Raw genomic sequence first — 24045 nt, forward strand, 5'->3', positions numbered from 1 at the left:
GGCCATTTCTTTTCGAAGCACTGACAAAGAGTAAAAAGCGCCTGATTTGCACCGTTGCCCTGCCCCTCACCCTTACCCCCGCCCCTTGCGGGGGGAGAGTAAGGGTGAGGGGCAGCTCAATCGGGGCTGAATTCATTCGCCCGGTTGACCTAAGCTGCCGCCATCGCATCCCGGAATGACCGGACGATCTCGACGCTGGTCTGGCGCCGCCCGCCCACCGCAAAGCCGAGGCGGACGGCATCGGCGCTCCATGGCTCCCCTTCGGCCGAACAGGAGCTGTGCACCTCGGTGACGGGAAGCGCCGCCAGCAGCGCTGCAATATTGGCCGGCGTCAATCCCGAACCCGGCATGATGCCGATGCGACCTCGGGCCGCCCGATGCAGGCGCACCAATTCGTCCAGGCCCGCGGATGCGCCAGCCGCCCCGCCCGATGTGAGGATGCGCTCGAAGCCGAGCGCGATGGCCGTCTCCAGCGCGGCCGGCCGGTCAGGCACCAGATCGAAGGCGCGATGCAGCGTGGTGCCGAGCCCCCTGGCATGCACCCGCAGGCGCGACAGCAGGGCTTCGTCGAGCCGGCCATCCGGCTGGGAGGCGCCCAATACGACACCGGCCAGCCCGGCGCCGCCCGCCGCCTCGATATCGGTGAGCATGATCTCCCCTTCCCGGGCGGAGAAGACGAAATCCCCGGCCCGCGGCCTGATCATGGCATAGGCCGGGATCGGTGCCTGCGCCGCTAGGCGCATCAGGCCCGGTGACGGCGTCAACCCGCCGAGTTCGAGCGCCGAACACAGTTCGATGCGGTCGGCGCCGCCTTCGATCGCGGCTTCGAGGCTGCGGGGATCGGCGACACAGATTTCGAGCAAGGCCGTCATGGACGTTCTCCCTGATGGGCCAAGAGGGCCGCGCCTATCAATCCGGGCTCCGGCGCCAGAAGACTCGGCACCAACAGCGGCCCGCCGGATCGCCGCAGGATGCGGCGGCGCACGGCCTCGTCCAGCCTTGCGATCAGTTCCGGTACGCTGGCGAGGCCACCGCCGACCGGCACGATATCGGCGCCGATGATATTGACGGCCAAGGCCAGGGGCGAGGCGACAAGATCGACTTGGCAGGCCACCGTGCGGGCCGCGGCGGCATCGCCCGCGCGCCAGGCGCTGATGATTTCCGTGCTCTCGCATTCGTCGCCGGTGAGATGGCGATGCAGCCTCTCGAGGCCGCGCGCGCCGCCGATCGTGTCGACACACCCCTTCTGGCCGCAGCCGCAGGCAAAGCGCGGAATCACGGCCGGCGGATCGCCCGCCTCGAGCGCCGCCACCGGTCCGTGTCCCCATTCCCCCGCAAAGCCGCCGGCGCCGGCGAGGATCCGCCCGTCGATGACCACACCGCCGCCGATGCCGGTGCCGATGATGATGCCGAAGACGATGCGATGCCCACGCCCGGCACCCTGCACCGCCTCGGCGAGGGCAAAGCAATCGGCGTCATTGGCGACGTGCACAGGCACGCCTAGCCGCTCGGCCAGGTCAGGAGCCAGCCGCCGCCCGTCGATGCAGGGAATATTGGCACAGGTGATGATCTGGCTGTGCGGATCGACCACGCCGGTGATGGACAAGGCGATGACATCCCCTGCCCCAGCCGAGCCTTGCCGCCTCAGATCCGCGAGCGCACGCGCAAAGGCTTCGAAATCGTCGAGCGGCGTCGCAACCCGTGCAAAGGGATGGATCTCGCCTTGCGGCGAGGCAATGGCCGCCTTGATGGCGGAGCCACCGATGTCGAAGCAGATCGTCATTGACAGAAGAAACCTTCCAAACCGTTGTTTCCTGTATTAGGGCGTGGCGTCAGCTATGATTTCGCATTCCCCTAGAGCAAAGCGCGTTTACACAGCGACGCTGCGTTGCTCTGACTCTTTGGTTCGACGCGTCTTTGCGATTCTTGGCGATGCCGCCAAATCGCAAAACGCTTTGGAGGAGCTTATAAGGCCGCATGAGGCGCAAGGCAGCACCGACCATCAGCGACGTGGCCGCCCTCGCCGGCGTCTCCAGGGCCGTCGCCTCGCGCGCGCTCTCCGCCTCCAAACGACCGGTATCCGGCGACAAGCGCGACCGCGTCCTGGCAGCGGCCGCCGAGCTCGGCTACCGCGTCAACCTCCTGGCACAGAGCCTGACGACCAAGACCGTCAATCTCGTCGCCGTCCTGGTCAACCACATTCATGACCTTTCCGACCTCGATCTGTTCGACCTGCTGCTCGCCGAGATCCAGGCGGGCGGGCGACAGGTCATCCTGGTGCGGGTCGGCTCCACCGACAAGGTCGAGGAATTCCTGCGCCAGGGCGTGGCCTATCATGTCGATGCCGCCCTGGTGTTCTCCGATTTCGCCGATGCCGCGACGGTGAGGCGCATGTTCCGCTCCGACCTGGTGATCATGCTCAACGGCCGCCACGATCATCGCTCGCCCGCCATCATCCCGGACGAGGCCGTCGGCATCCGTCAGGCGGTTGCCGACGCCGCTGCCAAGGGTGTGAGGCGTGCCAGCCTGGTGACCGGCCGCGCGAGTTCGCTGGTTGAGCAGGCACGCATCGGCCTTTATCGCCAGGCCTTCCAGGTCCACGACATCCAGTTGCTGCGAACCTTGCAGGGCGACTATTCCTATCGTTCCGGTCACGCCCTGGCACCGGGACTGATCGAAGGCGGCCAGCCCGACGCCGTGTTCTGTACCTCCGATGCCATGGCCATGGGCATCCTCGACGTCTACCGGATGGATTTTCCGGGCAACCGGCCGGCGCGCTTCCGCCTCTATGGCTTCGACAATCTCTCTTTGCTCGATTTCGAGGCCTATCCGATCTCCTCGATCGGCTACGACAAGGCGGCCTATGTCTCCCGCATGCTGGGCCTGCTCAACGAGGCTCCGGCCGGCGGAGGCACGTTCGAGCCGGAACTGGTGCCGACCCGCTACGTGCCGCGCCTGACGGGGTGAGATAGGGCTCTTGCCACCTCGACAGGGATAGCGACGCACAAGGAAGCGCTATTGCCTTCTCCCCTTGCGGGACCTGGCACTTCCCATGGAAGTGCCTTGGGTGGCATTGCGCAGCAATGACGGATGAGGGGAGACACGTGATCTTGCCAAGTATTCGCCAACACCCTTCATCCGCCCTGCGGGCACCTTCTCCCACTAGAGCAAAGCGCAGTTTCTCCGAACCGCACTTTTCTCTAACTCTCCGTTCCGACGCGTCTTTGCGATTCTTGGTGACTCCGTCAAATCGCAAAAAACGCTATAGGGGAGAAGGGAGATGCGCCCCTCCCCTTCACCACAGGGGGGTCAGCTTGGGCGGATTGGCCTTCTCCCCCCACCATTTCTTGTAGTTGGCCTCATAGGCGCCGGACTGGATGTAGTCGGAGACGAACATGTCGAGCCAGCGCACGAATTCAGGATCGCCCTTGGCCACCGCAATGCCAATGGGATCGTTGGAATAGAGCCCCGGCAGCGTGACCAAAGAGGGGTTCTTGGTGGCGAGATAGTCGAGCAGGGATGAATCCTCGATCGCCGCGTCCACGCGCTTTTGCTGGAGCTGCAGCACACCATCGGGCGCGAATTGGTCGACATAGACGAGATTGGCGGTCGGCACCGCCTTCTTGAGGAAGCTCTCGCCGGTCGTGCCGCGCCCGACCACCACCGACTTGCCGCCGAGGTCTTCCAGCTTGGCGATGCCGGCGTCGGCCTGCACCAGGATGCGCAGGCCCGCCCGGTTGTAGGGGATGGAGAAGTTCACCGTCTTGGCCCGTTCCAGCGTGGCCGAGGTGTTGGCGACCACGATGTCGAGCTGTCCGGAGACCAGCATCGAGATGCGAGCATCGCCGGAGACGTCGGTAAATTCCACCGGCACGCCGAGCTTTTCGGCGAGAAGATTGGCGACGTCGACGTCGTAGCCCACCGGATTGTTCTGGGCGTCGCGGAAGCCGATCGGTTCTCCGCCCAGCGAGACGCCGATCCGTACGCTGCCACGCGAGCGGATGTCGTCGAGCTTGCCGGCAAACGCCGGCAAGGCGGCGCAGGCGGCGATCGCCAAACCCAGCAATACAGGCAGAATCTTCTTCATGATTGTGCACTCCCCTCTGTCAGATCGTTCTTGCCGGCCGGAGCTCTGGCTCGACCATGGTATCGTCCCACAGCCAGTAGCGGATCTCGCCCTCGCAGCAGAAATTGACCACCTCATGACGGCCCTCGGCATCGGCCGCATGGATGACCACGCCGCCGAGAAAGCCCTCGCGGAGCTCGGCGAGTTCCTCCACGGCGAGATCGACGGCCTCGCGCAGCGAGTGGCCAAGCTTGAGGGCGAGCACGATGGTGCGCGCGGTGGCGCAGCGCATGGTCATCTCGCCGGTATGGGTGCAGGCGGCGGCGCCATAGCGGCTGTCGGCATAGAAGCCGGCGCCGGGAATGGGGCTGTCGCCGAGGCGGCCCGGATATTTCCAGGCCCAGCCCGAGGTGGACGTCGCCGTATGGATGCCGCGCCGGGGATCGGCGCTGAGAAAGACCGTGGTGTCCCTCACTCGTTCCGGATCAGTGATCGCGCGCGATAAAGGCGCAAGCGGTATGTCGGGAAAACGCGCCAACTGCTCAGGCTCGAGTTCGGTTTCGAGCCGTTGGCGCCAGACGCGCCTGGAATCCTCGATCAGCACCTCATCGACGGAGAAACCGATTTCACTCGCAAAGCGCCGGGCGCCCGCTCCCGTCAGCATGACATGGGGCAGGCGTTGCATCACGGCCTGGGCCAAGGCAGCGACCGGGATGGTATCGGGTACGGCGCCGACAGCCCCCACCTCCCTCGTGGTGCCGTTCATCACGGCGGCATCGCATTCCATTACGCCCAGCATGTTGGGCCAGCCGCCATAGCCGACGCTGCGCACGCGCGGTTCCGCCTCGACCCGGCCGATGCCGGCAACCATGGCATCGAGGCTATCGGCACCGGCCCGCAGCATCTCGACCGCGAGCGGGAATCCAGGCCAGGCTTCGGCATTGGCAAGGAGCAGCATGATGGAGCCTAATCTTTCCGCATTTTCGAAAGGAATTGCGCGATGCGCGGATGGTCGCGCCCGACCTCGGGGGCGAAGAAGGCATCGGTCGGCAAATCGACCAGCAGCCTTCCATGTTCGAGGAAGACGATGCGGTCCGAGATGCGACGGGCGAATTCCACTTCATGGGTGACGAACAGCATGGTGGTGCCGGTACGGGCGAGCTTGGCCAGGATGGCCAGGACCTCCGCGGTCATTTCCGGATCGAGGGCGCTCGTCACCTCATCGAGCAAGAGATAGCGCGGGTTCATGGCGAGCGCCCGGCAGATGCCGACGCGCTGGCGCTGGCCGCCGGAAAGCTGGGCCGGATAGGAGGCCGCCTTGTCTCCCATGCCGACCTGCTCCAGCAGGACGATGGCGCGATGCTCGGCCTCGGCCCGAGCCTGGCGCAGCACTTCCAGCGGAGCCAGGGTGATGTTCTGCAGCACGGTCAGATGCGGATAGAGGTTGAAGAGCTGGAACACCGTCGCCGAGCGCTTGCGCGCCTCGGTGAGGTCCCGCGGCTTGGACACGTCGAACTCGTCGATGGTGATGCGGCCGGCGTCGAGCTTCTCCAGCCCGTTGATGCAGCGGATCAGGGTGGACTTGCCCGAGCCGGACGAACCGAGCACGGAGACGACCTGCCCGGGTTCGATGGCGAGGTCCACGCCGTCGAGCACGCGGTGCGAGCCGAAATCCTTGCAGACTTTCTCGACTTTCAGCACGTCAGATACCCCTCCAGGCGCTATGGGCCCTCAGCCTTGCCTCGTAGCGCGCGCCCAGCAGAGCCAAGGTCTTGGCCGCCGCGTAGTAGAAGAGGCCGACCACGGTCCAGACCACGAAGGGCTTGAGGGTACGCAGGTTGAGGATGTTGCCGACCTTGGTCAGGTCCATCACGCCGATCACCGAGATCAGCGAAGTGACCTGGAGCTGGTTGACCAGCAGCCCGGTCAGCGGACCGATGGCGAAGGCCGTGGCCTGGGGCGCGACGACATGCTTGAGCACTTGCCAACGGGTGAGGCCGAACACCCTGGCGGCCTCGAGCTGATCGCGCCCCACGGCGTCGATGGCGGCGGTGGCGATCACATAGACGAAAGCAGCGGTGTTGCCGGTCAGGGTGATCGACGCCGCCGTGACGGGCGTGACATTGATCTTCAGGAAGGCCGGCAGGCCGAAGAAGACCAGGAAGAGCTGCACCAGCACGGGCGAGTTCTTCAGCAACTCGGTCACCGCCGTCAGCACAGGATTCAGCCCCGGAATACGGTAGAAGCGCAATCCCGCCAGCAAGGCGCCGAGCGCGAGCCCGGCCAGCGTGGTGCCGACGAACAGGCCGAGGGAGACGCCGAGCCCCTGCGCCAGCAGCACCAGATCATAGGGCGTGAACTCGGTGTAGCGCATCAGCGGACCGCCTCCATCATGTCGCGGTTGAGACGGCGATGGATGAGGCCGATCACGAGCGAGATGAGGTAGGTCATGGCGGCATAGAGGACGAGCAGCACCGCGTAGACCTCGAAGGGACGGAAGGTGTTGGAGGCCACGATCTTTGCCGTGCCGGTCAGCTCGTTCAGCGTGATGACCGAGAGGATCGAGGAGGTCAGGATCAAATTGACGAACACCGAGCCGAGCGGCCGGATCGAGGTGCGCAGGGCAATCGGCATGACGATGCGGGTGAAGATGGTACGCTTCGACAGGCCGCTCACTTCCGCCGCCTCCAGAATACCGGTGTCGATGGCGAGAATCCCCGAGCGGATGACGTCGGAGGCGAAGGCGCCACCGGCGATGGAGAGCGCGATCACCCCGGTAGCGAAGGCGTTGAGATAGATGCCGATCTCGGGCAGCCCATAATAGAAGAAGAAGAGCTGCACGATGAAGGGGATGTTGCGGAAGAGATCGACATAGACGAAGGCGATCCGCCGCAACCACGGCGAGGCCGACGTGCGCGCGACCGCCACCAGCGCCCCGCAGACGAGGCTGCCGGCCAGGGCGAGGACACAGGCCTCCAATGTCAGCAGCGCCCCTTGGGCGAGGAAGCCGACATAGGGCGTCAGGATGGCGAGATCGAAGCGCATGCCCGCTTCTTTGCTAAGTGAAACCGGTTTCACTCTGAGTTACGAACCAGGCCAAGTCAAGCGGGCGAGGGTTATCCAGCACGACGGTCGCGTTTGCATGAAGGAGCGCAGGATGTGCGGAGTGTCAGCCTCCGGTTGACACTCCCAATCCCGCCAGATGCACGGGCAAGATGCCCGCGCGCCTGGAACGCGTCTTCTGGACAAGCCTTGCCTGCCTAGGGAAAGAAAGAGGCGGGCGGGGACGCCCGCACTCCCGGGTAGCTTCAGCGGGCGGCTTCCCAGCCCTTGTAGTTCGCCAGGTTCTCGCTGGTGATCAGCACGGGATCGAGCAGGATGACGTTCGGATCCGGCTTCTTGCCATCGATAATCCCGGCCGCCAGTTCCAGAGACTTGCCGGCCATGGCGTAGGGATCCTGCGACGCAGACGCCTTGATCATCGAGGTGCCGCTCTTGAGCTGGACCTCGATATCCGGCGCACCGTCGACGCTGGTGATGAAGAATTCGCTGCGGTTGAGCTGCTTGGCGGCGAGTTCGACGCCGATGGCAGTCGGATCGTTGATCGCGAAGACGGCATCGACCTTCTGGAAGCGGGTGAGCAGGCTCTGTGCCACCGCGAGGCCACCGTCACGCGAGCCCTTGGCGTCCTGGTCGTCGGAAAGAACCTTGATGTCTGGACTCTTGGCGAACACCTCCTTGCAGCCCTTGACGCGATCGGTCACCGAAGAGACCTGCGGCCCGTTGACGATCAGGACGCTGCCTTTGCCCTTGAGCTGGTCGACGATGTACTGGCAGGCTTCGGAGCCCGCCTTGACGTTGTCGGTCATCACGGTGACATCGGCGCCAGCCGCGGCGACGTCGAAGGCCGCCACCACGATGCCGGCAGCCTGGGCCTTCTTCACGGCCGGCAGGATCGCCTGCGGATCGACGGCATTGAGCATGATGACGTTCACGCCGGCGGCGATGAAATTGTCGATCTGGGTGAACTGCTTGTTGAGGTCGTAATCGGAGGAGACCGACGTGACTTCGGCGTTGGGATTGATGGCCTTGGCCTTGTCGGTGATGCCCTTGATCGTGGCGACGAAGAAGGGATTGCCGAGCGAACCGACCGAAATGCCGACCTTCTTCAGGCTCTGGGCCGATGCCGGGCCGGCAAGCCCCAGCGCCAGGGCCATGGCGGCCCCCGTCAGCGCGGCGCCTGCAATGCGACGTGAAAACTTCATATGGCTCTCCTCTGGAAACCCTTCCTCCTCCTGCGGCCTCTGAACCGTCAGGGAGGCAAAAGGTCCGGGAGCACCGGTCCAAAGTCAAGTGAACCTGCGGGCTGGACAGCGAAATAATCGGACAAATGCAAGACCGAGCCGCCAGCGCCGGCTGCGGGGCCGTGGAGGCCCCGCCCACCGTCACTTCACCTGGTATTCCACCCGGCGATCGAAGGAATAGAGGTCGTCGCGGCTGTATTTGGAGCGGTCGTCGGCCGCGAAGGGATCGCGGGCACCGCGCCCCTCCACCCGGATCACCAGGGTCAGGCCGCGATGGCGCAGGGCCTCGGCCACGGTCTGGGCTCGAGCCCGCGACAGGCCCATATTGTATTGGGGATCGCCGCGCTCGTCGGTGTGGCCGGTCAGGATCACCGAGCCGGCGCTCTGCGTCTTGAGGAAATTGAAGAGGTCGTCCACGGCCTTGTCGCCATCCGGCGTCAGCACCGCCTCATTGGTGTTGAAGCGGATCGGCACCGGCACGGACACCGCGGTGAAATTGCGGAAGGTCGGCACCATCACGCCTTCGGCCTGGCCCCGTACGCCGCGCGAGGAGATATAGCTGGGCGCCAGCGATTTGGCCTGATAGGCACGCTTGGCCAGATATTCCTCGATCTCGCGCGGTGGCGCCTTGGGCACGTCCTTGACATTGCGGATGTCGTTGATGGCTGCCTCATAGGCCTCCACAGCGGCCGGATAGTCCTTGCCGTCATATTTGACGTCACCCAGCGCCATCGCCACCTGCCAGGGCCGGGCGATCGCCGCCGCGCTGGCGACGGCCTGCGGACTGTAGCCCCCGCTCGCCTGTTCGCCGCCGAGCAGGACGGCAAGGGCGATCGAGCGGCGTGCCTTGGCGACATAGGCGCTGTCGCAGGTCGTATCCTTGGCGATAGCATCCGCCAGCGCCGGCAGGGCATCCGCCTTGCCGGCCCCGATCGCTGCCTTCACCTGCGCATCCAGGCTGGCGCAATCGGCCAGGGCCGCGCTTACCGCCGCCAGGCCGATGGCCGTGGCGGCGCTGAGCTTCAGGATGAAGGAGACGCCCATCCTCACCTCCCTCAACGCACCGGGATCACGATGGCGGTGGACGCGACCGACTGCTTGGCGGCGTCGGGAGCGCCGGGAGCCACCTTGTTGCCCGTCGCCTGTGCGATCTTGGCGAACTGGGCCTGCTTGCGGCTGTCATTGTCGAGGCCGGAGGCTTGCTGACGGTCCTCATTGGCTTCAACGATAATCTGGCGGGTCAGGCCCTGCTCGAAATTGGGGATCGAGGCAAAGCTGTTGGCCACCGGATCGACCGTCGTGCCGGCGATGCTGCGCGTCGCATTGCCCACGCGGCAGACCGCCACCACCTTTTCCTGGCCGGGATCGCGCAGCTTGAAGGCGAATTTAGAGCCGGAACCGCCGAGCACCACCCGCTCTCCCGCCCGGACCGCATTCTCGGTCTGGAACTTGTTGGGGAAGATGATGGTGCCGGTGCCCATCTTGTCGACATTCACCACGAAGAGGTTGCAGTCACGGGTGGAGATCACCTGCAGCACCGCCTTGTCGCCGATATTATAGGCGCTCTTGTCCGAGGTCAGCTGCAGATCGAAGGAACCGCCGGATGCCGGCTTGTCGATCGGCGGCGCCACGGCCTGAGCGCCCTCGAGCTTGGAGGTATCGAGTACGCGATCCTCGGTGGCGCCTTCCACGAATTTCAGGAAGAGCTGCTCGAACTGGTCGCGCGGCACGATACCCTGCTCCAGCCGGCGCATCAGGGCGATGGCTTCGGGGCCGGCGTCGATGAAGCGCTGCTTGAATTCCTCCGGCGGATAGCCGTATTCGGCTGCCGCGCGGCGCAGCGAGAGGTCGTCCTCATAGCGCTTGAACAAAGCGTTGGTCATCTCGACGCCGGCCAGCTTCAGCGTCGGGTCGAGGCCAGCCCGCTTCATCGCGGAGTTGAAGCGCTGGAAGTCGTCCTCGATGATCGCATCCATCTTGGCATTGTCGGGATAGAGCGAGGCGACGGTATCGCGGATATCCTTGGAGAAGGAACGGTCGGCGGTCACCGCCTTGCGCACCTCGTCCTTGGCCTTGCGCATGCCCTGGTCGTGGCAGCCCATGCAGGAAATGCCATTGGTGACCGAAAGGTCGCGCCGCGAGGGATCGCGCACGATCTGCGTCGGCCCCTTGTCGAGGCGCTCGCCGTTGGACTTATTGAGGTAATAGCCCTGGAAGCCGTTGGGCAGGGAGAAGATGCTCTCGCCGCCGTCATGATGGAAGCCGTTGGCGATACCGTCCTGCTCCGGCCCCAGCGGATGCAGGAACAGGCTCTGCTTGCCCTTCGAACCGGCGAAGTCATAGGAGGTCCAGAAATAGCCGGTGCTGATCGGATGACGCTCGATCAGGCGGTTGTTCTGCGACACGCCCGATTTCTGGAAGCCGGCGCGCTGGGCGATGAACTTGTTGATGTTGTCGGCCATCGGCACGCCGAGCTTGTCGGTCAGGCCGGGGAAGTCGTTGGGCAGCTGCAGCAGCGTATCATAGAGCGGGGGCTGGGACGCGGTGAAGGCGAACCAGTCGCCGCGCACATAAGGCAGCTCGGTGTTGGTCTGCTGGGCGATGAAGTCGTAGGCCCGCACATCCGGCTTGGCGGCGTAGGGATAGTTGGCAAGCACCGTATTCCAGTCGCTCTCCTGCCAGCCGAGGTCCTCGAGATTGATTCCCACGATGGTCTTGGCTTCGTCGACGGTGGCGAGCTTCACCACGTCGGAGCGGCGGCCGAGGCCGTTGATCAGCTTGACCAGGCCCTGGCGATAGACGTTCATCGCCTCGTCGCTGGCGCAGGCATTGTAGAGATTGGTCAGCGTGAAATAGCGCATGCCGCGCACGCGGTGATCGTCCTGCTTCTGCAGGTCGGCCGAGATCGCGGCGACGATGTCTTCGGACGTGACGAATTTGCGCCCGGTGCAGGCGGCCGCCTCCTGGTCGCCGGTGGCCTTGATCCAGGTGCGCAAGGCCTCGATATCCACCGTCGTGACTTCCGGTTTCGTGGTGTCGAACTCGTAGTTCACGTCATACGGCATCTCCTTGTTGAGCACCTGCTGGAACAGCTTGGAGCCCTCGGGATTGCCGGCCTGAACGAGGTGCGGATCCGCAGCGATCTCGTCCAGATGCAGGATATTGCCGAAATTCTTGGCCGGCTTCTCGCGGTTGAGCATGCCGTTCTGGTGGCAGCGCGAGCAATGCTTGTCCAGGACGTCGAAGGCGGCCTTGGCCACCGGATCGCTCGGCACCTTGATGTCGGCGGGAACGCCCGCAGCTGCGGCCGGTGCGGGTGCAGGCACAGGTGCCGCCGGGGCGGGAGCCGCCGCCGGTGTCGGTGCCGGGGCAGGCGCCGGCTCTGGAGCTGGTGCGGCAGCAGGCGCGGGAGCCGGTGCGGCAGGTGCAGGAGCGGGAGATGCTGCCGGAGCGGGAGCCGGGGTCGCGGCAGGGGCAGCGGCCGGCTCGGGCTCGGATTCCACCACCGGTGCGGCAGGTGCCGGCGTGGGCTTGGGCGCCTCGGGTGCGGCTACGGCCGGCGCAGGGGCAGGAGCCTCGGCCTGTGCCGGAGCGGCCGGCTTGGCGGTTGCCGGCGCCTCGGCGGCCGCAGGAGCGGCGCTGTTCTGGGTGCTGGTCTGGGCAAATGCCTGCGAGGTCGAGGCCGCCAGCCCCACCGTCAGCAGGGCGCCCGCGACCATCAGGCCGGCGATGCGCAAGGGATTGCGGTAAAACATGACGGTCTCCTCACGGGACGATTTGGCGGAAGGGAGCGGCGAAGCCGCGCCCTCCGAATTGCTTGTTGGCCTCGGCGCCTGCCACCTGCCCGGCAAGGGCCGGCCCGGGCAGGACACTGCCGGCGATGAGGCCTTTCGACGGTTTCGGCGGCATGATCGCTACCATCGGACCGGCGGTAAAGTCGTTCTGGCTGCAGGTCACGGCGAGCTCCTCACGGCACGATTTCATAGCGCATGGTCGCGACGGAGCGTCCAACCGCCTTGGCATTGGCCTTGACACTGTCCGCATTGGCGGGCCTGGCAAGGCTGTCGGCAAGTTCGGGCAGGACCTGCTCATTGACCTCATCCTGCGGGATCACATCGATCTTGCGCGTGACGAAGCCCTTCGACAGCTTTAGAGGATCGATCGCAACCAGCGCCAGGACTGTACCTTTTGTCACAGAGGTCGCATCGAAACGCACGCCGTAGCTGGCATCCGGCACCATGATTGGGCTGCCGGCACGGATGCGGCCATCCTTGCCGTGGGCGGCGGCGATCGCATTGGGGAAGAGCTGCACCACCTCGCCCTCGTCGGAGACCGACAGCAGGATCAGGAAGCCGTCCTGCGACGAGGTCACCTTGAAGCGCATGTCCTTGGTGCCCAAACGCACGGGCGAAGGTGGAAACTGCTCGACGGTAACACTGTCCGACAGCTTGGCACCCAGCAGATCGAGGATCTTGTCCGCCGTCGGCTTGCCCTGGTTGAGCGCCTCGCCGCTGCCTGTCTTGTCGGCAGCGACCTTGAGGGCGGCCCCCTCCCCCGACAGCATCGGCGTCAGGCCCATCTCGCAACGGTCGCGATGACGTCCGCAATAGGCCGATGACTGCGCCCTGACATAATCGAGCAGTTCCTGGTTCGAGACGGTGCCATTGCCATTGGCGTCGGCCAGCCCCTTCTCGATGCCATCGGCGAAGGCAGTGGTGAAGACGCCGCGATAGGCGGGCGCGGCTTCCTCGTCGACCAGGGCCGTCTGAGCGGGAGAGACCGCCTGCCACTTGACGAAATCCGCCCCCGCCGGTTCGGGCGCCGCTACCGGATCCTCGCCGAGCGTGGGCTCGACCACGATCGAGCGGGTGGAGCCGTCGAGTTGCGGCGAGCGGGCCGCCGGATTGCCGCCGCCGCTGGCTTCGACGCTGATCGCCCGCGTCACCGTGCCGGCATGGCTGGAATCGATCACTTCCGTGATCCGTCGGCCGGCAAGCCTGCCGAGTTGCCGGTCGATCTCGTTGCGGCTCAGCGCATTGCCGAAACCGCCGGGCTTGGTGGTGGCATCGAACGGCAGAAGGATGTCCTCACGCCCAGCGCCGGTCTTGGCAGACTGGCCCTGGCCGGCGAAATAGAAGAACACCCTTTCGCCCGGCTTGCTGCGGCCGAGCCAGTCCTGCAGACCGGTGCGAATGGCCGCCGTGGTGGCCTGATCGTCGACGAGGAGCTGGATGTCGCCCTGGCCGTAGCCGAGCGTACCCGTCAGCAGGGCCTGCATGCGCAGGGCATCGGCGCGAGCCCCGCCTCCGAGCTCGGCCGAAAGCTTGCTTTCCCGATAGGTATCGATGCCGACGACAAGGGCCTTGTCGGCCAGGGCCGGACCGGTGGTCACCAGGGCCGCCAAGCATACGATGATCTGGCACACGGTGATCTGGCCCGCAGCGATCCGGAGGTGCCGCATGAAGCGCATCATGGCGTCCCCGCGCTGGTGAAGACATTGGCGATGCCGACCGTGACCGACTGGCCGCTCAGGGCGTTCTTCAGCGTATCGGGCAGGTCCTGGGCGGCCTGCGGGCTCGACAATTTCTGCAGGGCGGTGTGCAGTTGGTCCAGCGGCTGGTCGGACAGGATGGCGACCAGGTGCTCGGCACCGAAAGGCGGATCGCGCACCTGCAGCGGCAGGGTGAAGGGCTTGCCGCTCCAATCCTCGTCGCGCTCGGCCTGGGAGGTCGGATAGAGGAATTCGACCTTGCCGTTGGGAGGCAGGTTGAACAGCGTCATGAAACGGTGGCTGGAGGCGGCGAGGCCCACGGTCAGCTTTTCGCCGCGATTGAAGGTACGCGAGCCGCCCGCCACTTCGAAAGGCTGGATCGAGCCGCCGGCCATGGCCTGCAGGAAGGCGATCGCCCGCCATTTGGCGACGATGCCGCCGAGACCGGAGGGCTGCACGCCTTCGGCCACGACGCCGGCCACGCGCTTTTCAACGGTGCCGGCGGCCGCGTCATAGACGAGATCGGCCCCGGCCTCGTCGCTCACCAGGGCCGCGCCGGGGGGCGCTTCGGCGAGGTTGCCATTGCGCACGGCAAGCTTGAGCTGGGTATTGGCCGCGACCTGTTCGGCAACGGCGATCGCCTTGACGATATCGTCCTGGCTCCCGGCCGGGCCGGCCGCAACGGAGCGGAAGACGGGAATGTCGCGGCTGATATCGGGGAAGGACTGCGAGACCTGCTGGCTCTGCGTCGCCTGCAGCACGAAGGCGCGCACGAAGGCGACGAGCTCCTTCTCGGTGGTCACGCCATCATGATCGGCGTCCGCCTTGCCCTCCAGCGCACGCGAAAAGGCATAGGACAGGGCGCCGCGCGGCTGGCCATCGATCGCCACCTCCGGCACCAGCTTGTCGTCGGCAACCCCCGCCAGGAAGGTGAAAGGATCGTTGGCGGCGATCTTGGTCGAGACGTCGGGCACAGGCGGGGCGAATTCCAGCAATTCCTCGCGCGAGATCTTGGCCTGAGGCGTCGCCCGGTAGGTCAAGCCCAAGGTGACCGAGCGATACATCGTGCCGGAGTTGCAGGCATCGATGACGACGATAGGATAGACCTGCCTAGCCGCTGCCTGCTTGAGCAGCACGGCCATTTCCTTGTCGACGATGCGGTTGAGGGCGCCCGGCAGCTTGGGGGCGAAGTCCGTCATCACCAGGATGTTGTTCAAGCCGTCCGGCGAATCGGGATCGTTCGGCTTGCCGGGCTCGCGCGAACCATGGCCGGCATAGGTGAAGTAGAAGGTGTCGCCGGGCTGGGCCTGATCCATCAGCTCCTTCCAGGCGGCGAGGATATTGGGCTTGGTCGCCTGCTTGTCGGTGATCAGGGTCAGCTTCTTGACGCCGGCCTTGGTCAGGGCCTGGGCAATGTCCTTGGCGTCGTTGACGGCGCCGTGCAGCGAGTTGATCGGCGCATCATAGGCGTCGATACCCACCACCAGCGCATAGGAATCGGCAGCCAGCACCGGTGAAGCGAGAACCAGCCCCACCCCGGTCAGAACGGCCCTGATCGACGTCAGAATTCTCGGCGCTCGCACCACGTATCGTCCCTACCTGCAGCAAAGCGCGCTTGTGAGAAAACGCCGCTTGGCTCTCGCTCCTTGTTTTGACGCGCTTTGCGTGATTCCTCCGGGACAGGAGCGCCCCGCCCCGGAAAACCTGCCCGGGGCGTGGTCCTGTCAATTGATCGGACCACGCTCCAGGCCTTTGTTTCAACGCATAACCCTGTCCAAAAAGCCGTGCAGCTCTTCGGAATTGTGTCCTAGGGCTTCTTCGGCGCCTTGCCCGGGATCGCCGGCAGCGTCACCAGGAAGGCCGCGATCGCCTTGCGGTCGTCGTCGCTGAGATGGCCCGTATTCTGGATCACCTCCGCCATGCTGCCACCGGCCGAATCGTAGTCAGGCGTGAAGCCATCCTTCAGGAAACTCGCGATCTGTGCCTCGGTCCAGCTGCCGATGCCGTCGGCATGGGGGGTGATGTTGGGCACCCAGCCCTTGCCTTCCGGATCGGGCCCGCCCGAGAAGCGTTTATCTGCTTCAATACCGCCAAAGGCGTTGCGCGGGCTGTGACATTCGGAACAGTGCCCCGGACCGAGCACCAGATAGGCGCCACGATTCCACTCGGCGCTCTTGGACGGATCGGGCTTGAAGGGCTTGTCGTCGAAGAACAGGAACTTCCAGCCGCCGAGCAGCCGGCGGATATTGAAGGGAAAGCCGATCGCATGCGGCTTGTCGACGGTATCGACCGCCGGCAGCGTCTTCATATAGGCATAGAGATCGCGGACATCCTCCAGCTTCAGCTTGGCATAGGAGGTGAAGGGAAGAGCCGGATAAAGGTGCTCGCCCTCGCGCCCGACGCCGCGCTGCAGGGCGTTGACGAATTCCAGCTCGCTCCAGGCGCCAATGCCTTGCTTGGCGTCGGGGGAAATGTTGGGGGCATAGAAGGTACCGAAGGGCGAGCCCAGAGCCAGGCCGCCGCCGAGCTTGAGCCGCTCTTCCTGGCCGGGGGACTTGTGGCAGGAGACGCAGCCGCCGACATTGAAGATGGTCTCGCCATTGGCGATATTCGGCTTGTAATCGGCCGTGAGAACGGAGGCTGGCAAGGGCGAGGGTTGCGTCACGAACCAGAACACGCCCAACCCGATCAGGCCAAGCACCACCAACCCGCCGAGTATTCGCTTGAGTGACATCCGGGAAAGCCCCCTTTTCCGGCTTGAACGCCATTGTCCAGGCCTGTCTCGCCCGACAGCCGCCGCCCCGGTTTTATTCCCGGTCCGCACGCGCTGCTGGATCCCCGGCCCTTATCGTCTTTTGACCCGGCCGTCCCGTTACCAGGGCGTTTTGCAATTTGAATCACCGGTTCAAATTACAAAACGCCCTGGATGTCCCCGGGTCATCGAGGCCTGGTGCGATGTGGCGAAACCGCCTGGCACCGCAGGGACGCGTTGAAAACGACATTACCGGGACGAGCCCGGCAATGTCAGCTTGAGATCAATTTTGAGTGAAGCATCCCGGCAGGTCTGCTCGAACCTCAGTTCTTCTTGATGCGGTAAGTGCCGTGGCAGGCATTGCAGTTGGAAGCGACCGTGCCGAAAGCCTTGGCGAAGCTGGCCTGATCGGCGGCGGCGAGAGCAGCGGTTGCATCGGTGCCGAGCTTGGTGGCTGCAGTCTTGAAGCCGGCCTGGTCTTCCCAGATCTTCGGCGCGGCGGTGGTCGGATCGGTGCCGCCGGTCTTGCTGTCGTCGGGGAACAGCGTGGGCAGCTTGGCCGAGTCGTCGATGTAGACCTGCAGCAACGCCTTGACCTTAGCCGCGTCGAACGGCGTCTCGCCCTTGGCGACCGCCGCCAGTTCCTTGGTGTTCTTGGCCATGGTCTTCATCAAGGCCTGGCGATCCTCGATCGGGCCAGCGAAAGCCGAGGCGGCGCCGACGGCAACCAGAGCGGCGGCAATAACGAAACGTTTCATACAGTTCTCCCTCACATGGGCAAAACGACGCGGTGGCGAATAGCACCTTTTTTTTGTTTCAATCGCAAGTGGGTAGCTTTGAATTATTTCAAATCATACGGCGGATTTTGCGCTTGACCTTCGCGGATGTCATCGCCGCGTCATGCCGGAAGATGGAAGCCCGTAGCGGGACAGGCCCTGTTGGCGCCCGACAATTGGCTGGGACTATCGATCAAAAAAGTATCGGTCTTCACATCGATGGCTGGTAGCTGGCACCGCCGCCTTGCAGTAGGCTTCCCGACACCGGGCAAACCTCGACAAAAAGATGCCAAGCTCCGGCGGCCTATAGCGTTTTGCGATTGGACGGGCGCGCCTGGAATCGCAAAGACGCGTCGAACCAAAGAGGCGGAGCAAACAAGCGTTCAGCCATGAACGCGCTTTGCTCTTGGATATGGGAGGCGAAAGGGATGGAGCCACAGCTCGAACTGGTGCAGATCCATAGCGGCGAATCCTTCATCGTCTGGGCGCATGGCTATCCCTTCCGCACGGTTCGCTGGCATTTTCATCCCGAATACGAGATTCACCTGATCACCGATACGAACGGGCACTATTTCGTCGGCGACTTCATCGGCGACTTCGTGCCCGGCAACCTGGTGATGACGGGCCCCAACCTGCCGCACAACTGGATCAGCGACGTTCCCGAGGGCACCACCATCCCGCGCCGCTGCATCGTGCTGCAATTCACCCAGACCTTCATCGAATCCTGCATCGGCGTATTCCCGGAGCTCGAGCCGGTCGCCACCCTGCTGGACGAAAGCCGGCGCGGCCTCCTGTTCCGGCCGGAGACCGGCGAAACCGCCCGCAAGATCCAGACGGCGCTCCTCAGCGCCCATGGTGCCGAGCGCATCGCCCTGTTCGTGCAGCTGCTCGGCCTGCTCACCGCCGACAGGGGCCGCAAGAATCTCACCAGCGCGGGCTATCTGCCCGACCCCTCGGCCTATATGTCCGGCGGCATGAACCGGGCACTCGCCTATGTCGGCGAACATCTCGAGGGCAATATGAGCGAAAGCGCGATTGCCGCCATCGCCGGCATGACGCCGGGCGGCTTCTCGCGCGCCTTCAAGCGTCATACCGGCATGACTTTCGTGCACTATGTCAACCGCATGCGCATCAACCTGGCCTGCCAGCTGCTGATGAGCGAGAAGAGCCCGGTGACCGACATCTGCTTCCGGATCGGCTTCAACAACCTGTCGAATTTCAACCGGCACTTCGCCCTGCAGAAAGGCATGTCGCCGAGCCGCTTCCGCGCCCTGTTCAACGAAAACCGCACCGCCACTTTCGCGGCGTGACGGCGATTTCGTCGAGCAGACCGCAACAACGAACAATCGATACCCCAGCCCAGAGGAACGCCATGCCTGCCAGCAATTCGAGAATGACGGCCATCGTCTGCCACGGCCCCGAGGACTATCGCGTCGAGGACGTCAGCCGTCCGGTGGCCGGCCAGAACGAGCTGGTCGTGAAGATCGGCGCCTGCGGCATCTGCGCCAGCGACTGCAAATGCTGGTCGGGCGCCGCCATGTTCTGGGGCGGCAAGAACCCCTATGTGAAACCGCCCGTCATCCCTGGCCATGAATTCTTCGGCTATGTCGAGGAATTGGGCGCGGGAGCCGCCGAGCATTTCGGCGTGAAGGCCGGCGACATGGTGATCGCCGAGCAGATCGTGCCCTGCGACCGCTGCCGCTATTGCCGCTCGGGCAGCTACTGGATGTGCGAGGTGCACAACATCTTCGGCTTCCAGCGCGAGGTCGCCGATGGCGGCATGAGCGAATATATGAAGTTCCCGTCCACAGCACGCGTGCACAAGATCCCGGCGGAGATGCCGCTGGCCGATGCCGCGGTGATCGAGCCCTTGTCCTGCGCCATCCACACGGTGCAGCGCGGCGACATCCAGCTTGCCGATGTGGTGGTGATCGCCGGCGCTGGCCCGCTCGGCCTGCTGATGACACAGGTCGCCCGGCTGAAGACGCCCAAAAAGCTGGTGGTGGTCGACCTGATGGAAGACCGGCTGGAACTCGCCCGCGGCTTCGGCGCCGACGTCACCATCAACCCCAAGACGCAGGATGTCGACGAGGTCGTGCGCTCCCTCACCGACGGCTATGGCTGCGACGTCTATATCGAGACCACCGGCCATCCCTCGGGCGTCACCCAGGGCCTGCAGATCATCCGCAAGCTCGGGCGCTTCGTGGAATTCTCGGTGTTCGGCAAGGAAACCTCGGCGGACTGGTCGATCATCGGCGACCGCAAGGAGCTCGACATCCGCGGCGCCCATCTCGGCCCCTATTGCTACCCGATCGCCATCGACCTGCTGACGCGCGGGCTGGTGACCTCGAAGGGCATCGTCACCCATCAATATGACCTGGCCGACTGGGACGAGGCCCTCAAGCTCGCCAACTCCACCGACTCGATCAAGGTGCTGCTGACTCCCGGATACCGCCGCTAGGCTCTGCCAACGACACGTCCAGCTCGGCGGCATCCCCCTTCCGCCCGGCGGGTCAAGGCATCGGCAGGGATCGTCCCCCGTCTTCTCTCCCAAGCAGAGGGACGAACCCTGCCCGAGGGCCGGTGCTTCTTGCGTCCCAGCGCGCCGGCCCTCATATCTTGCCGACACGGGCACCTGTCTCGCCCCCGGATCCGCATGAACTATCTCGCCCATCTCCTGCTCTCGCCGCCCGATGCGGCGTTCCGGGTCGGCAATCTCCTGCCCGACCTGCTGAGATTGCCGCAACTCGAACAGTTCGACGGCCGCTATCGCGACGGCATTGCGCTGCATCGGCGCATCGATGCCTTCACTGATGCCCACCCCCTCACGCAACGCAGCCGACAACGCCTCTGGCCGACCTTCCGGCGTTTTTCCGGCGTGATCGTGGACGTCGTCTACGACCATTGCCTGATCCAGCGCTGGGAGCGCTATCACGAACAGCCGCTGCCACTCTTCCTGGCCGAGATCAGGGCATCCCTGCCCGCGCTGCGCGAGGATTTGCCGGACAAGGCCTACAGGCGCATCGACTCCCTCACGCAATGGCTCGGAGACTATGAGACCATGGCAGGCGTCAGCACCGCCATGAGCGAACTCGGCAAGCGCCTGCGCCGGCCGGTGGAATTCGTCGGGCTCCAAGCCGCGCTGGAACGCCAGCAACAGGGATTTCTCGACGATTTCGACGCCTTCTTCCCCGATCTCCTCTCCATGGCCGAGACAGCCATGAATGGCGACGTTCAAAAGTAATCTAATTGTAATGATACCTTAGCTCCTCGTTAACGCCTGTGCCCAAAAATTGTCGTGCGGGGGCAAGAAACGAGGAATTCATGCAAACATGACTCAACTATCGATTTTCGCACTGGTCATTTTCGCTCTTTCGACCACGGGTGTACTTGCGTCATCACCAAAATCTTTAGGTGTATTCGGCAAATGGAGCACATGGTCCTATACCGATAACTCTGGGAACCACTGTTTCATCTATTCGAGTCCGATCAGCAAGGAGCCTACATCGCTCAATCACGGCGATGTTTCCTTCTTCATTCGTGCCGCCAAGCAAACGGAGGCCCGCAGCGAGGCAAGCCTGCAGACCGGCTATGGCCTTGCCGGCAATGCCGACATCGTGGTCAATGTGGGGCCCCAGCCCTTCCACATGATCTCGTCCGGCAATGGCGCCTGGCTGCGGCGGACGGGTACGCGGGAGATGGAATTCCTCACCGCGCTGAAGCAGGAGCGCACCATGACCGTCGACGCGGTCTCTGGCCGGGGCAACAAGACCCACTACGTCTTTTCGCTCGACGGCGTGACCAAGGCGATGGCCCGCCTGCGCCAGGCCTGTCCCTGAAGCGTTCTCCAGAAGAGTTGATAGACTTTTCGATTGAGAAAACACGTCGAAACAAAGAGTTAGAGAAAAATACGATTCGGAGAAATCGCATTTTTCTCTAAAGGCTCCCGTTTGGCGCGGTCTCGGCGCAAGGTCTGATAGGAAAGGCTCTGATTTTGTCATGCCCGGGGCTTCATCCCGGGCATCCAGATACCCCGTCGACTCTCGCAAGCCCCTGGATTGCCGGGACAAGGCCCGGCAATGACAAGAGTCGAGCCTGCCAGGCTTTCGCCGGCCTCCAAAGACAATCCGATCATCGTTAACGGCCACGGGAGGTCCCGTAAGGAAAGATTCACTATCCGCACGATAGTCTGGGGGCCTGTAAGTGTCTCCAGTTGCGTTTGAGTGATTTCATGACCTCCTCCTGGCTTTCCTTTTCGTTTCAGAACCGGGAGACTTCGTCCCGCCGCACTTCTTCACGAGTTGGAGGTTCGAGAACTGGATGGTCCGGCGCCCCGTTGCGTGGCCTGGTCGCCATTCGGCGCCTGGGTGCCCTCACCTCCGCCCTCGTCGTCGCCTTCGCCGTCCCGGCTTTCGCCAACGAGGAGCCCAACTATTCCCCGCGCACCTACGAGCTGACGCTCAGGGCCATCTCCGCCTATGAGGAGATCGCCGACAATGGCGGCTGGCAGGCCTTGCCGCCGGCGGCCGCCGGCCTGAGGATCGGCGCCAAGGGCAAATTCGCCAAGGCCCTGCGCGACCGGCTCACCGCCACCCGCGACCTCGACCCGTCCCTGCCCGCCAGCAGCGAGTTCGACCAGGCTACGCAGGATGCGCTCAAGCACTTCCAGGCCCGGCACGGCCTGAGCGAGACCGGCTCGGTCGGCCGCCTCACCATGCTGGCGCTCAACGTGCCGGTGGAGCAGCGGCTGCGCGAGCTCGACGCCTCCGCCAACCGCCTGGCCGCCCTCAAATTCAAGTTCGGCGAGCGCTACATCGTCTCCAACATTCCCGCCGCCGCCCTGGAGGCGGTCGACAATGGCGTGGTGGCGCGCACCTATACCACCGTGGTCGGCCGCCCCGACCGTGCCTCGCCGACGCTGCAGACCAAGGTCATCGCCGTCAACATCCTGCCCTACTGGAATGCGCCGCAGTCGATCTTCAAGGCCGACATCATGCCCAAGCTCCAGAAGGACCCGGGCTATCTCAAGGCCAACCATCTCAGGCTCTATCGCGGCCGCCAGGAGATCGATCCAGCCACCGTGGACTGGAGCAAGGCGCGTGCCTCCGATTTCCTCGCCAAGCAGGATCCCGGGGTGTGGAACTCGCTCGGCTTCCTGCGCATCGACATGCCCAACTCCGATGCCGTCTACATGCACGACACATCCCATCGCGAGCTCTTCCGCAACGATGTGCGCTTCCAGTCCTCTGGCTGCATCCGCGTCGCCGGCGCGCAGGATCTCGCCGCCTGGATCATGGAAGGTTCCGACTGGAGCGGTCAGGCCATCCAGGACCAGATCGATTCCGGCGAGCCCAAGACCATCAAGCCATCCAAGCCCATTCCCGTGGCCTGGGTCTACCTGACCGGATGGGGCGGCCCCGACGGCAGCGTGCAGTTCCGCCCGGACGTCTACAATTTCGACACGCCGGCCGATCAGCTTCTGGCCAAGGACGCCAGTGCCCAGCCCACCCCGGTGGACCGCACCGGCTCGGTGCCGGTTGCGCCGCCCAAGGCGGCGAAGCCAGCGGCACCCAAGCCCGCCGCAGCCAGACCGATTTCCGCCTCCAAGCCAGCTTCCTCCTCCATGCCCGCCGCGCCGGCCAAACCGGTCACCGTCAAGCCTGCGAGCCCCAAGGCTGTGACTGTAAAGGCTGTGGCCGTAAAGGCGACCGCTACCAAGACGGTAACGGTCAAGACCATTCCCGTCTCGGTCAGCCTGCCGGCGAACTGATCGCACGCGGCGCCTCACCGCCTTTCCGCTTGACGCCCCGGCTCCAACGCCGGGGCGTTGGGCATTTCAGGCCATAGTTTTTGATGCTCCTATAGTCATAAATTGACTAGCTTTATCAAATCTAGTAATAATATGACTATGGCAAATTTCAAACGTTCCCCCCTTGCCCTCGCCGTGCTCGCGCTTCTGATCGAGGCGCCCATGCATCCCTACCGCATGCAGCAATTGCTGAAATCACGCGGCAAGGAGGAGGTCATCAATATCCGCCAGCGCGGTTCGCTCTATCAGACCATCGAGCGGCTCGAGCGCGAAGGCTTGATCGCCCCCGGCAGCATCGAAAAAAGCGAGGGGCGGCCGGAGCGCACCATTTATGAGGCGACGCCGCTCGGGCGAACGGTTGCCGTCGATTGGCTGCGCACCATGCTGGCCGAACCTCACAACGAGTTCCCGGAATTCCCGGTCGCCATGTCCTTCCTCCCACTGCTTTCGCCGGAGGAAGTCGTCCCGCTGCTCGAAACCAGATTGGCCGCCCTGCGCAGGCGTGAATTCGAGCTTGCAGCGGAGCTGGAGACCTATCTCGCTATGCTGCCGCGCGTCGTGCTGCTGGAAAGCCAGTACATGCAGGCCGTCGTGAGCGCGGAGCGAAACTGGATCGAAGGGGTCGTCGCCGATCTCCGCTCGGGCCGGCTCGCCTGGTCGATCGAGGAACTCGAGAAGGTTGCCGCCCAGTTCGAGGGCGAACAGCCGCCCCGCCCCGGATAGAGGAAGTGCGATTTCTCAAAATCGCACTTCCTCTCTAATTCTTTGTTTTGACGCGTTTTCTTAATCGAAAAGTCTATCAACTTTTCTCGAAAACGCTTCGGGCCCTCTCTCCGGCATTCCAACC

The 24045-nt window shown here is 64.3% G+C and carries 22 protein-coding genes; 7 read left to right on the forward strand and 15 right to left on the reverse strand.

What is annotated here, in order from left to right; all coding sequences use genetic code 11:
• Positions 1 to 149 precede the first annotated feature (149 nt).
• Both U1R88_RS30265 and U1R88_RS30270 read right to left on the reverse strand, forming a co-directional pair.
• Positions 150 to 872 carry a copper homeostasis protein CutC gene (locus U1R88_RS30265; protein ID WP_322434633.1) on the reverse strand — a complete coding sequence of 241 codons (723 nt, stop codon included), beginning with the start codon at positions 870 to 872 and terminating at the stop codon, positions 150 to 152.
• Positions 869 to 1783 (reverse strand): ROK family protein, encoded by a 915-nt coding sequence (locus U1R88_RS30270; RefSeq protein ID WP_322434634.1) that lies wholly within the window; start codon positions 1781 to 1783, stop codon positions 869 to 871. The genes U1R88_RS30265 and U1R88_RS30270 overlap by 4 nt, the downstream gene beginning before the upstream one ends.
• 194 nt (positions 1784 to 1977) lie before the next feature.
• Between U1R88_RS30270 and U1R88_RS30275 the strand changes: the two genes are divergently transcribed.
• The gene (locus U1R88_RS30275) at positions 1978 to 2967 is read left to right on the forward strand and encodes a LacI family DNA-binding transcriptional regulator (RefSeq protein ID WP_322434635.1); all 990 of its coding nucleotides are present in this window, start codon (positions 1978 to 1980) and stop codon (positions 2965 to 2967) included.
• A gap of 328 nt (positions 2968 to 3295) precedes the next feature.
• On the opposite strand, the gene U1R88_RS30280 is transcribed toward U1R88_RS30275, so the two are convergent.
• From U1R88_RS30280 to U1R88_RS30340, 13 genes are all read right to left on the reverse strand, one after another.
• Complete coding sequence (locus U1R88_RS30280; RefSeq protein ID WP_322434636.1) at positions 3296 to 4087, reverse strand: transporter substrate-binding domain-containing protein; 792 nt, start codon at positions 4085 to 4087, stop codon at positions 3296 to 3298.
• Between the two features lie 19 nt (positions 4088 to 4106).
• Entirely contained in the window at positions 4107 to 5024 is a 918-nt protein-coding gene (locus U1R88_RS30285) for an isoaspartyl peptidase/L-asparaginase (RefSeq protein WP_322434637.1), read from the reverse strand.
• An 8-nt stretch (positions 5025 to 5032) separates the two neighbouring features.
• Positions 5033 to 5767: an amino acid ABC transporter ATP-binding protein gene (locus tag U1R88_RS30290; protein WP_068294570.1), complete on the reverse strand. Its 735-nt coding sequence runs from the start codon at positions 5765 to 5767 to the stop codon at positions 5033 to 5035.
• A gap of 1 nt (position 5768) precedes the next feature.
• The gene (locus U1R88_RS30295) at positions 5769 to 6440 is read right to left on the reverse strand and encodes an amino acid ABC transporter permease (RefSeq protein ID WP_322434638.1); all 672 of its coding nucleotides are present in this window, start codon (positions 6438 to 6440) and stop codon (positions 5769 to 5771) included.
• Entirely contained in the window at positions 6440 to 7111 is a 672-nt protein-coding gene (locus U1R88_RS30300) for an amino acid ABC transporter permease (RefSeq protein WP_322434640.1), read from the reverse strand. Before U1R88_RS30300 ends, U1R88_RS30295 begins: the two co-directional genes overlap by 1 nt.
• A gap of 263 nt (positions 7112 to 7374) precedes the next feature.
• Positions 7375 to 8331 carry an ABC transporter substrate-binding protein gene (locus U1R88_RS30305; protein WP_322434642.1) on the reverse strand — a complete coding sequence of 319 codons (957 nt, stop codon included), beginning with the start codon at positions 8329 to 8331 and terminating at the stop codon, positions 7375 to 7377.
• Positions 8332 to 8511: 180 nt separating this feature from the next.
• Positions 8512 to 9414, reverse strand: a complete 903-nt coding sequence (locus U1R88_RS30310) for an OmpA family protein (RefSeq protein ID WP_322434643.1) — start codon at positions 9412 to 9414, stop codon at positions 8512 to 8514.
• Between the two features lie 11 nt (positions 9415 to 9425).
• Positions 9426 to 12125: a DUF4384 domain-containing protein gene (locus U1R88_RS30315; protein ID WP_322434645.1), complete on the reverse strand. Its 2700-nt coding sequence runs from the start codon at positions 12123 to 12125 to the stop codon at positions 9426 to 9428.
• 10 nt (positions 12126 to 12135) lie between these two features.
• On the reverse strand, positions 12136 to 12327 hold the full coding sequence (locus tag U1R88_RS30320) for a hypothetical protein (RefSeq protein ID WP_322434646.1): 192 nt from the start codon (positions 12325 to 12327) through the stop codon (positions 12136 to 12138).
• Positions 12328 to 12337: 10 nt separating this feature from the next.
• Positions 12338 to 13831, reverse strand: a complete 1494-nt coding sequence (locus tag U1R88_RS30325) for a DUF4384 domain-containing protein (protein WP_322434648.1) — start codon at positions 13829 to 13831, stop codon at positions 12338 to 12340.
• 8 nt (positions 13832 to 13839) lie between these two features.
• Positions 13840 to 15444 (reverse strand): caspase family protein, encoded by a 1605-nt coding sequence (locus tag U1R88_RS30330; protein WP_162275238.1) that lies wholly within the window; start codon positions 15442 to 15444, stop codon positions 13840 to 13842.
• A 224-nt stretch (positions 15445 to 15668) separates the two neighbouring features.
• The gene (locus U1R88_RS30335; RefSeq protein ID WP_322434649.1) at positions 15669 to 16595 is read right to left on the reverse strand and encodes a c-type cytochrome; all 927 of its coding nucleotides are present in this window, start codon (positions 16593 to 16595) and stop codon (positions 15669 to 15671) included.
• Between the two features lie 341 nt (positions 16596 to 16936).
• Positions 16937 to 17371 (reverse strand): c-type cytochrome, encoded by a 435-nt coding sequence (locus U1R88_RS30340; protein WP_322434650.1) that lies wholly within the window; start codon positions 17369 to 17371, stop codon positions 16937 to 16939.
• A gap of 446 nt (positions 17372 to 17817) precedes the next feature.
• On the opposite strand from U1R88_RS30340, the gene U1R88_RS30345 reads away from it, so the two are divergent.
• The 6 genes from U1R88_RS30345 (at position 17818) to U1R88_RS30370 (ending at position 23921) form a co-directional block, all read left to right on the forward strand.
• Complete coding sequence (locus U1R88_RS30345) at positions 17818 to 18699, forward strand: AraC family transcriptional regulator (RefSeq protein WP_322434651.1); 882 nt, start codon at positions 17818 to 17820, stop codon at positions 18697 to 18699.
• Between the two features lie 62 nt (positions 18700 to 18761).
• Positions 18762 to 19850: an alcohol dehydrogenase catalytic domain-containing protein gene (locus U1R88_RS30350; protein WP_068295811.1), complete on the forward strand. Its 1089-nt coding sequence runs from the start codon at positions 18762 to 18764 to the stop codon at positions 19848 to 19850.
• Between the two features lie 195 nt (positions 19851 to 20045).
• Positions 20046 to 20633 (forward strand): acyl carrier protein phosphodiesterase, encoded by a 588-nt coding sequence (locus U1R88_RS30355; RefSeq protein WP_322434652.1) that lies wholly within the window; start codon positions 20046 to 20048, stop codon positions 20631 to 20633.
• An 88-nt stretch (positions 20634 to 20721) separates the two neighbouring features.
• The gene (locus U1R88_RS30360; protein ID WP_322434653.1) at positions 20722 to 21228 is read left to right on the forward strand and encodes an invasion associated locus B family protein; all 507 of its coding nucleotides are present in this window, start codon (positions 20722 to 20724) and stop codon (positions 21226 to 21228) included.
• Between the two features lie 497 nt (positions 21229 to 21725).
• On the forward strand, positions 21726 to 23159 hold the full coding sequence (locus U1R88_RS30365) for a L,D-transpeptidase family protein (protein WP_322434655.1): 1434 nt from the start codon (positions 21726 to 21728) through the stop codon (positions 23157 to 23159).
• Between the two features lie 138 nt (positions 23160 to 23297).
• Complete coding sequence (locus U1R88_RS30370) at positions 23298 to 23921, forward strand: PadR family transcriptional regulator (RefSeq protein ID WP_322434656.1); 624 nt, start codon at positions 23298 to 23300, stop codon at positions 23919 to 23921.
• Positions 23922 to 24045: the final 124 nt, after the last annotated feature.

Source organism: Labrys sedimenti (genome assembly GCF_034424805.1).
In the GTDB taxonomy this organism is placed as follows: Bacteria; Pseudomonadota; Alphaproteobacteria; order Rhizobiales; family Labraceae; genus Labrys; species Labrys sedimenti.

What these genes read in the sequence shown, in the direction of transcription:
- U1R88_RS30265 (WP_322434633.1), bottom strand. Translation starts at nt 872, where the DNA reads ATGACGGCCTTGCTCGAAATCTGTGTCGCCGATCCCCGCAGCCTCGAA.
- U1R88_RS30270 (WP_322434634.1), bottom strand. Translation starts at nt 1,783, where the DNA reads ATGACGATCTGCTTCGACATCGGTGGCTCCGCCATCAAGGCGGCCATT.
- U1R88_RS30275 (WP_322434635.1), top strand. Translation starts at nt 1,978, where the DNA reads ATGAGGCGCAAGGCAGCACCGACCATCAGCGACGTGGCCGCCCTCGCC.
- U1R88_RS30280 (WP_322434636.1), bottom strand. Translation starts at nt 4,087, where the DNA reads ATGAAGAAGATTCTGCCTGTATTGCTGGGTTTGGCGATCGCCGCCTGC.
- U1R88_RS30285 (WP_322434637.1), bottom strand. Translation starts at nt 5,024, where the DNA reads ATGCTGCTCCTTGCCAATGCCGAAGCCTGGCCTGGATTCCCGCTCGCG.
- U1R88_RS30295 (WP_322434638.1), bottom strand. Translation starts at nt 6,440, where the DNA reads ATGCGCTACACCGAGTTCACGCCCTATGATCTGGTGCTGCTGGCGCAG.
- U1R88_RS30300 (WP_322434640.1), bottom strand. Translation starts at nt 7,111, where the DNA reads ATGCGCTTCGATCTCGCCATCCTGACGCCCTATGTCGGCTTCCTCGCC.
- U1R88_RS30305 (WP_322434642.1), bottom strand. Translation starts at nt 8,331, where the DNA reads ATGAAGTTTTCACGTCGCATTGCAGGCGCCGCGCTGACGGGGGCCGCC.
- U1R88_RS30310 (WP_322434643.1), bottom strand. Translation starts at nt 9,414, where the DNA reads ATGGGCGTCTCCTTCATCCTGAAGCTCAGCGCCGCCACGGCCATCGGC.
- U1R88_RS30315 (WP_322434645.1), bottom strand. Translation starts at nt 12,125, where the DNA reads ATGTTTTACCGCAATCCCTTGCGCATCGCCGGCCTGATGGTCGCGGGC.
- U1R88_RS30325 (WP_322434648.1), bottom strand. Translation starts at nt 13,831, where the DNA reads ATGCGGCACCTCCGGATCGCTGCGGGCCAGATCACCGTGTGCCAGATC.
- U1R88_RS30335 (WP_322434649.1), bottom strand. Translation starts at nt 16,595, where the DNA reads ATGTCACTCAAGCGAATACTCGGCGGGTTGGTGGTGCTTGGCCTGATC.
- U1R88_RS30340 (WP_322434650.1), bottom strand. Translation starts at nt 17,371, where the DNA reads ATGAAACGTTTCGTTATTGCCGCCGCTCTGGTTGCCGTCGGCGCCGCC.
- U1R88_RS30345 (WP_322434651.1), top strand. Translation starts at nt 17,818, where the DNA reads ATGGAGCCACAGCTCGAACTGGTGCAGATCCATAGCGGCGAATCCTTC.
- U1R88_RS30350 (WP_068295811.1), top strand. Translation starts at nt 18,762, where the DNA reads ATGCCTGCCAGCAATTCGAGAATGACGGCCATCGTCTGCCACGGCCCC.
- U1R88_RS30355 (WP_322434652.1), top strand. Translation starts at nt 20,046, where the DNA reads ATGAACTATCTCGCCCATCTCCTGCTCTCGCCGCCCGATGCGGCGTTC.
- U1R88_RS30360 (WP_322434653.1), top strand. Translation starts at nt 20,722, where the DNA reads ATGACTCAACTATCGATTTTCGCACTGGTCATTTTCGCTCTTTCGACC.
- U1R88_RS30370 (WP_322434656.1), top strand. Translation starts at nt 23,298, where the DNA reads ATGGCAAATTTCAAACGTTCCCCCCTTGCCCTCGCCGTGCTCGCGCTT.